Source organism: Candidatus Rhabdochlamydia sp. W815 (assembly GCF_018642185.1).
In the GTDB taxonomy this organism is placed as follows: domain Bacteria; phylum Chlamydiota; class Chlamydiia; order Chlamydiales; family Rhabdochlamydiaceae; genus Rhabdochlamydia; species Rhabdochlamydia oedothoracis.
The window spans coordinates 1-8688 of the sequence record NZ_JAAVTY010000060.1; the positions used below are offsets into that span (position 1 = coordinate 1).

Here is an 8688-nt window from a genome sequence, read left to right on the forward strand (position 1 = left end):
AACGGAGAACGTCTTGCAAAGGAAGTGCGTAATCACTGGAGCATCGAAAACAAATTGCATTGGCAACTTGATGTTAATTTCCGAGAGGATTTAAGTCGTGTTAGAAAAGGAAATGGAGCTGAAAATCTATCTATAGTTCGACGGGCTACTTTGAATCTTTTACAAAAAGATAAGACAAGCAAGGTCAGTTTACGTAAACGGCGCTTTATTACATCATGTCGTAAAGATTATTTATTAGATCTGGTAGGTGCAAAGGAAATTCTTCATGCGTAAGCCCTGAGAGATCCACCTCTCTTCTTCTGTTTGAAATCCCGATAGTTCTAAGCTTAACTTACTTAATAATAAAATTAAAAAAAAGTATAATAAAAAACATTACATTTATAATTAAAATAAAACAAACAAATTTACTTAAAACAAGCTATTAGTTTATAATTCTTACCATGAATTATATTAATTGTATCCAACATTCTATTTTCTCTTCTGAAACGGATTACCACTGCTATGATCTCGATTTGCCAGAAGCTTTAGGAGAGGACTCCAAGCTCAGACGTATTGCAATGGCAATAATCCCTTTTGTTGCTCTATATCGCCCTGTTGGCACTGCTCTTTCTTTGGGGATGGGTTCTTGTCGTGTTATTGGCCATTTAAAGTTGGCTTTAGATCATGAAGGAAAGAAAGAATGGAAAAGCCTGAGTAAAGAAGTTGCGCAAACAACTCTTGCGATTGTCTCTTTAACTTCAAGCATTCTGAACATAAAGATGGGTCAATTGCTTACATGCTCTATAGATACTGCGCAAGGGACTTACTCCATTATCTACTACACGCTAAAAGGAAAGTACGATAGAGCTACTGAAGAAACTTTACAGACGCTGGCAAGTGGACTTTATGTAGCCTTTACCCTTACCGGCTCTTTAGAAATCATTCTTTTATCGGTGCTATTTCAAACAGCTCTTCAGCTGTATCAAATGAAAGAAGAAATTTCCAAGGAACATTATATAGAAGCAGCTGCTAAACTAGGAATGGCAGCCATGCGCCTTAATCAAGCTAATAATTATAGAGGTTTGATTCAAAAAAGAAATGCGTTGTTTGCATTGCAAAAGTATCAAAGCCTTATTAGCCAAGCAATGAAGGGCAAATCTGCTAGACATCTACTTCACCATAACTTAATTGATCTAAATGGAAAAATTGATGAAAATAAGGTAAGTCTATCTAACCAAGAAAAAGAGTACGACTTTGGAAGTCATTTTCACGGATACGGAAAAGGTTTAGTTAAAGGAGCAAATCTTGCTTTTAGAAAGGTAGTGATCGATGGCAAAGAGTTAACTGAATGTGAATTTAAAGTGAATCATGTTTTTCGAGAAAAACTGCAAGAAACCATTAATCAGCTTCAAAAATTTAAAGCTTCAGAGATTCGCGATATTTTGCAACTGACCGGTTCTCATGCAAAATCTCTTGTTATTGAAAAGTATAAAGAAGATTTTAAGGGCAAAGATTCTTTTAAAGAGATCTATCAGATTGCAGCTTCAGGTCTAGGTCAAATTTCTATAGGCGCATCGCGGGATAATTCTCCTAATACATTCGATCAGGTTGTAATTTTAGTGGACGTAGGAAAAACTCTATTCGATCTACATGAGCTTTTATCTTTAATGAATCTCGATACCGCGCTCATTTCCTCTTCAAAAGACGATTTAGATCGGTTGAAAATGGGCCATTTATTCCGGATATTTTTTCCAAGAGAGGCTACTTCTTTTGAGCGAAGTGAAAATTTCTTTAGTCTTTCAACGCAAGAACTGCTTGATAAAATGATTGAGAAATCCCCTCAAATGAAAGAAGTTTACAATCGGTATTTCGATCAAATAGAAGAAGCTGAAATTCTACCTGGAAGGATCCGCTACAAGATAAAAGGACTTACTGATGAAATCCAAAAATTAGGAGGACGTACACTTACCGCTGCTCTTACAGGAGCCTATAGCATGCAAGATTTGTATCAACGAGTCGCTTCCATGCTTTCAATGGGCATGCTCTCTCAAGAAATACGGGATAAGTATAAAGTGGGTGAAAGGGGATTAGGAGGATCATACGACGCAGGTGGAGCTGATAGCGTCTTTACGCAAATGCTTACAAGCAAAGATGAGATTCCAGGAGGATTTGACATAAGCAACTTATACTATCAGAGTATAGTGCGTGTCTTAATCTCTCTTGATGCTTTAGAAACCGGAACATATCAGCACTTTGACGACGATCTGGGTGTTAGATTAACTGATGAAAATAAATCACCTATGTCCTATTTTTTCAATGGAACTTATCCTAATCGCCCTAGCATTTCAGAATTTACAACAATGATCCAACAAAAACGCCCCGATAATGACAACTGGAATAGTCACGAAATCATGTTAAAGGAGCGGATTGACCCCTCTTATTTTGAAGGTTTTTTAGTCAATGATGAAAAAACCCGCAATGAGTTATTAAATCGTTTGCGAACATGCAATCTCATACAAAAAGATTCATTGAGCAGAGAAACCATCCAGGGTCGCCTTGTTGAAGACTTCATTCGAGTTAGCCCTCTTAATTTCCGAGCCAGCGTCTATTAAAACTTCAAGCCCCCTTACAGATAAGTTTTTTGTAATAAAAAAATTTAACAACAATTTAAGGATTTTTTTAAAGGTTCTTAAACTAGCATTTTAATGAAGATTGTTTTAAAATCACCAATCAATTTGATAACCCTAAGAGATTCCTTTTTATGTCTTATTCCAAAAAAATCCGCGATCCCAAAAAGATTCGTAACATTGCGATTATCGCTCACATTGATCATGGTAAAACAACTCTATTAGATAGCCTACTTAAACAATCCAATATTTTTCGAGAAAACGAAGCTACTGCTGAGAGAATGATGGATAACTACGATCAGGAAAAAGAAAGAGGGATTACCATCTTTGCAAAGCATACCAGTATTGAATTCGATGAATTTAAAATTAATATTATAGACACTCCTGGTCATGCTGATTTTTCAGGTGAAGTAGAGCGCGTTTTAGGTATGGTCAATTCCGTTCTTCTTTTGATAGATGCTCAAGAAGGTCCCATGCCTCAAACCCGTTTTGTGCTTGCCCAAGCGTTAAAAATTGGCTTAAAGCCCATTGTTGTGCTTAATAAAATTGATCGCCCCCATGCAAACCCCGATCGAGCTTTAGATCTTACTTTTGATTTATTTGTCGAATTAGGCGCAAATGATCAGCAGCTTGAGTTTCCTATCTGCTATGCATCTGGATTATCTGGCTTTGCTGCACGTGAACCAAATGACCCACGTGTAAATATGAGACCTTTATTTGAAATGATTATCCAAAATGTCTCCCCTCCTCCAGGTAGCCTAGAACTGCCTTTCCTCATGCAAGCTAGTACATTGAGCTATGATGATTTTGTAGGTCGTCAGGCTTGTGGTCGTATTCTTGAAGGAAAAATTGCTAAAGGGCAAACCATTAGCAAAATAGATATGAATGGACATACCTCTTTACATAAAGTAACTCGTATTGAGGGATATCACGGATTAAAAAAAGTAGAAGTTGATGAAGCTGGTGTAGGAGATATCGTTTGCATTTCAGGAATTGCTGAGATTACCATTGGTGATACCCTATGCGACCCTTCCCACATTGTACGATTACCTCCCATTATACTCGCAGAACCCACGCTATCTGTTGAATTAATGGTTAATAATTCCCCTTTTGTAGGTAAAGATGGCAAACATGTAACGATGAATAAAATAAGAGAGCGCTTAGCCCAAGAAAAACTAGCTAACATCTCTTTGAAAATTGAGGATCATTTTCGAGATGATGCCGTTCGGGTTTGCGGTAGAGGTGAACTGCATTTAGCGGTTTTAATCGAAGCTATGCGTCGAGAAGGTTATGAATTTACTATTTGCAAACCTCAGGTTATCTTGAAAGAATTCGAGGGGGTTCAGCATGAGCCGTTTGAAAACGTTCATATTGAAGTGCCTCAAGAATTCTCAGGAAGTGTGATCGAAGAGCTTTCTCGTCGTAAAGCGGAAATGCGCTCCTTAAGCACAAACGAGCATGATATTACCAGCTTGGAGTTTCTCGTTCCCACTCGTGGTTTAATGGGATACCGCAATGATTTTCTAACCATGACCAAAGGCTTAGGTATTTTAACTTCGGTTTTTGATAGCTATGCTCCATGGAAAGGACACATTGAAGGCAGGCCAAAAGGCGTTCTCATTTCAAATGGACCGGGCAAAGTTACAGGATATGCTAGCTTTAGCATACAAAACAGAGGGACTCTATTTGTAGCTCCTGGAGATGATGTCTATGAAGGGATGATTGTGGGAGAGAACAATCGAGATAATGATCTAGTAGTAAATATTGTACGAGGAAAACAGCTCACAAATGTTAGAGCTTCAGGAACCGATGAAAATATTATTCTTTCTCCTCCACGTAAATTCACTTTAGAACAAGCTATTGATTTTATTGAAGATGATGAGTTAATCGAAACTACTCCTCATTTTATTCGTTTACGCAAAAAACACCTCTTAGAAAACGAACGCAAACGCGCTTAATCCTTTTAGCGCCTTAAAAAATTAAGGCGCTTTCCTTTTTTTCTCGAAAATGTTTATATGCTTTAAAACAAGATTTAAGTGGGTTTTATCATGTTAAGAGAAAAAAATCCTCCTTCAAGATTTGAAATCTGGAAGATGTTTGATAAAATCTCTCCTACATATGACTTAGTAAATCGGGTTATGACTTTTGGGCTAGATGGCTTATGGCGAAAAAAAATGACTGCTTTTTTACCAGAAAAAAAACCATTAACTCTGCTGGATTGCGCAACAGGAACTGCAGATCAGCTATTAGCTTTCATGCGCTATTCTAAAAAAATCACCTCTGCTATAGGCATCGATCTATCTCAAGAAATGCTGCAAATAGCGAATAAAAAAATCAAAAAAAGAGGTTACGATTCCTGCATTTCTCTACAAGAAGCTAGCTTATTAGAGCTTCCTTTTGAAGATCGTTGTTTTGACTGTATCTCTATTTCTTTTGGCATTCGAAACGTAATGGACGTTCACACGGCACTTCAAGAGTGTTTTCGTGTATTAAAGCCACAAGGTAGACTTTTAATTCTAGAAGGAACAGTTCCTTGCAATCGATTATTAAAAGTAGGACATCGTATTTATCTACGCTATCTTCTACCCTTTTTAGGAGGGTTGATGTCAGGACAACCTCAAGCCTATCAGTATCTAAATGACACGATTTCTAGCTTTCCTTGTGGGGAAGAATTTTGTGCCTATTTAAAAGATGCAGGGTTTACATCGGTAAAAGCTACTCCTTTAACGGGTGGTGCTGTTTTTATTTACCAAGGAGACCGAATTACATGAGAAGTTTTTTTGTAAATAACACATCTTTTGCCTACGACTCTTGCTTTCTTGATTTCTCGTATCTTTCCAATGTTTCCTGGTTAGCTTCTCAGGACATCTATCCTAAAGTCTATTGGAAAGATAAGCACACCAAAACAACTCGCATGGCACTAGGCTCACTTCTGTGTTACTCTGACATCCCTCATATTGAGCAAACAGAAGATGTAGATCTTCGTTTTTTTGGAGGCATCCATTTTCCTGAATCTGCTTGGGGAGAAGAACTTCCCATTACTCAATTCTGGTTACCTCGTTTTGAAATTGTCCAAACCAATGATAAAATTACATTGATTGCACACTTTATCAATCAAAATCCCAATCCCCTGGTTTTTAAAGAGCTCAAACCAGAAAACCCTATAGAGCAGGTTGCTCCCTGTGTTAAAATTTCTCATTCGCCCAATTGGACCGAATGGGAAAAAAATGTCGAACATGTACTTTCTATCAAAGGCCTTGAAAAAATTGTACTTGCGCGTCAAACACAATTTACTACTACTCCTGCTTGGCCTTTGTTCCAAGCCCTTGAAAAAAAAGCAGAAACAGCTACTTGCTTCGCCTTTCAGTTTTCTAAAGACACTGCCTTTTTAGGGGCTACTCCAGAAACCTTATTCCATAGAAAAAAAAATGTGGTTTTTAGTGAAGCTATTGCAGGAACAAGGCCGCGTGGAATAAATGAGAATAAGCTAGCTCATGAGCTTAAGTCTTCTGCTAAAGACAACCGAGAATTTAACTTTGTGAAAAAATTTATCGAACAAGCTCTTTTACCTCTATCTAATCAGTTAAGCTGGCAAAAGGATCAAATCCTGCGCACAACTTCTGTGCAACATTTACATAATAGAGCAATGGCTACTCTAACCTCTGATTGTACAGATCAAAAGCTATTAATAGCTCTGCATCCCACACCAGCTGTATGTGGAACACCTACCCAAGAAGCCCTTAAACTCTTAAAATTCTTAGAACCCTTTCAGCGTGGTTGGTATAGTGGAGCGATTGGCTATCTGGGAACTAAAGGAGCTGATATAGCCGTTGGAATACGCTCTGCGCTTGTGACTAGCTCTTGTTTAAAAGTATTTGCTGGCGCTGGAATTGTCCCAGGAAGCAATCCTTTAAAGGAATGGGAAGAGTTAGAAGCCAAAGCAGTCGCTTTTTGTAGGATACTTTCATGAAATCAATTGCAGAAAACAACTATTATTTTAGTTACCAACTCATAGATCAGCTCGTTAAACAAGGAGTACAAGATTTTTTTCTGGCTCCAGGTTCTAGATCAACCCCTCTTGTTTTAGCTGTTGCTAATCACTTCGAAGCACACAGCCATATTCATTTCGATGAAAGAGGATTAGCTTTTTATGCATTAGGGTTTGCCAAAGCCAGAAAAAAGCCTGTTGCACTCATTGTTACTTCTGGTACAGCAGTTGGCAATCTTCTGCCTGCGGTAATGGAAGCAAAGCACGACTTTGTTCCTCTTATTTTGTTAACAGCCGATCGCCCTCCTGAATTACGCGATTGCGGCGCTAACCAAAGTTGCGACCAAGTTCATATTTTTGGATCTTATGTGCATTGGCAAATAGATCTTCCCTGTGCTGATGAACTCTCTTCTATAAAATCCCTTCCCACAACCATTGCTCAAGCGGTTTATTACGCTCAAGGGCCAGTTCATCTTAATTGTATGTTTCGAGAACCACTTTCTTCTGCCCATAAATCTCTAGAGCTTCTTCCTTCTATACACTATACACGCGCTTGTCTAATCCCTAGTTCTTCAATTATTGAACAATACGCATCTCACTTAAAAGAACATGCAAATGGAGTGATCATCGCAACTGCAACAAGTCCAGTATCCCCTGTCATCGCTCTAGCAGAGAAGTTAAATTGGCCTATTTTTCCTGATATTCTCTCTCCTCTAAGAGCCTTTAACCATCCTTTAATCATCTCTCATTTTGATTTGATCTTAAAAACGCACCCTTGCTCTTTTGAGACAGTTATTCAAATGGGTGAGCGCTTTGTTTCTAAGATTCTTTTACAAACATTGGAAAAATCCCCTCCTAAATTCTATTTACAAGTCTTAGAAGGGCCTCATCGTTTTGATCCAGCCCATATAATTAATCATCGCATGCAATCAGATCCCTCTTCTTTTTGCCAAATGCTATGTCTTAAGCTTAATACGTCTAAAACTACATCTCATCTTAGTTTTTGGCAGACAAGGCAATTACACACCTCAAAAAAGCTATCTGATTATTTCCTTAAACAAACAACGCTCTCAGAGCCTGCAATAGCCTATCTTCTTGAGCAAAAAAGCGCTGCTCTTTTCCTGGGAAATAGCATGCCCATCCGGGATGCCAACTGCTACCTTTCCCTAGTTTCAGGACCTGTTTTTGCTAACCGCGGACTCTCTGGCATCGATGGCAATATTGCCACTGCCTGTGGTATAGCAATAGGTGCACAAAAACACACCATTGCGCTTCTTGGAGATTTAAGTTTTCTACACGACTTAAATTCGCTAGTTTTAGTTGCCAAGTCCCCTTACCCATGCACTTTAATTGTGATTAATAATCAAGGCGGAGGTATTTTTTCTTTTCTTCCTCTTGACCAACCCAAAACCATTAAAGAAACCTTTTTTGCAACAGCACATGAAATCTCTTTTTCTTCAGCAGCAAAGCTTTTTTCTCTTGCCTATTACGCACCTTACGACCTTATCTCTTTAAAAAAACTTTTGCAACAAGACCCTCATTCTTGTGTTATTGAGCTTGCAATCAATCGAGAAAAAAATCTTTTGGATCATAGGCAAATCGAAGAGCTACTTTCAGAAATGTTTTCTTCTTTAAAAAAGTCTTGAAAAGCCCAATCTTGAGTTTAATTAACTAAGAGCCTGTTTAAAATCTTTTCAAAAGTAGAGCAATAAAAGCAAGAACCACCATATTCAGGCTTGTATGTAGTTTTCTTTCGCAATTTTTCCATAGCCTGCGACATTTTTCTATCCGCGCAAAAGAACGCTCTACAACCCATCTTTTGGGAATAACTGTAAAAGTATGAAGTGTATTTCTTTTGGCTATTTCTACTATACATCCTAATATCTCCTGCACACTCTTTGCAAATTTTTCTCCAGAATATCCTCCCACCGAACAAATGGTTTTTATGTAGTGAAAATGCTGCTATACACCCATTTCTGTCAGTGATATTAGCATTGGTAATGTGAATCGCATGAGGAAGCCCTTGGGTATCGACTGCTATATGTCTTTTTATTCCTGATATTTTTTTCCCTGCATCATATCCTTTCTTCTCCG

At 38.1% G+C, this 8688-nt stretch carries 6 protein-coding genes and 1 pseudogene; 6 read left to right on the forward strand and 1 reads right to left on the reverse strand.

Features of this window, described 5'->3' with window-relative positions; genetic code table 11:
• The 6 genes from RHOW815_RS05080 to menD all read left to right on the forward strand — a co-directional run.
• Positions 1 to 273: ISAs1 family transposase (locus RHOW815_RS05080; RefSeq protein ID WP_215217253.1), on the forward strand; the 273-nt coding region annotated here is incomplete at its 5' end.
• Between the two features lie 167 nt (positions 274 to 440).
• Entirely contained in the window at positions 441 to 2591 is a 2151-nt protein-coding gene (locus tag RHOW815_RS05085; protein WP_215217254.1) for a hypothetical protein, read from the forward strand.
• A gap of 149 nt (positions 2592 to 2740) precedes the next feature.
• Positions 2741 to 4564 carry a translational GTPase TypA gene (gene typA, locus RHOW815_RS05090; protein WP_215217255.1) on the forward strand — a complete coding sequence of 608 codons (1824 nt, stop codon included), beginning with the start codon at positions 2741 to 2743 and terminating at the stop codon, positions 4562 to 4564.
• 90 nt (positions 4565 to 4654) lie between these two features.
• Positions 4655 to 5377 carry a bifunctional demethylmenaquinone methyltransferase/2-methoxy-6-polyprenyl-1,4-benzoquinol methylase UbiE gene (gene ubiE / locus RHOW815_RS05095; RefSeq protein WP_215217256.1) on the forward strand — a complete coding sequence of 241 codons (723 nt, stop codon included), beginning with the start codon at positions 4655 to 4657 and terminating at the stop codon, positions 5375 to 5377.
• A complete protein-coding gene (locus RHOW815_RS05100) occupies positions 5374 to 6576 on the forward strand; it encodes an isochorismate synthase (RefSeq protein ID WP_215217257.1) in 1203 nt (400 codons plus the stop codon). The genes ubiE and RHOW815_RS05100 overlap by 4 nt, the downstream gene beginning before the upstream one ends.
• On the forward strand, positions 6573 to 8240 hold the full coding sequence (menD, locus tag RHOW815_RS05105) for a 2-succinyl-5-enolpyruvyl-6-hydroxy-3-cyclohexene-1-carboxylic-acid synthase (RefSeq protein ID WP_215217258.1): 1668 nt from the start codon (positions 6573 to 6575) through the stop codon (positions 8238 to 8240). Before RHOW815_RS05100 ends, menD begins: the two co-directional genes overlap by 4 nt.
• Positions 8241 to 8277: 37 nt before the next feature.
• Here menD and RHOW815_RS08595 read toward each other — a convergent pair.
• A pseudogene (locus RHOW815_RS08595) lies at positions 8278 to 8688 on the reverse strand (transposase); the annotation flags it as partial.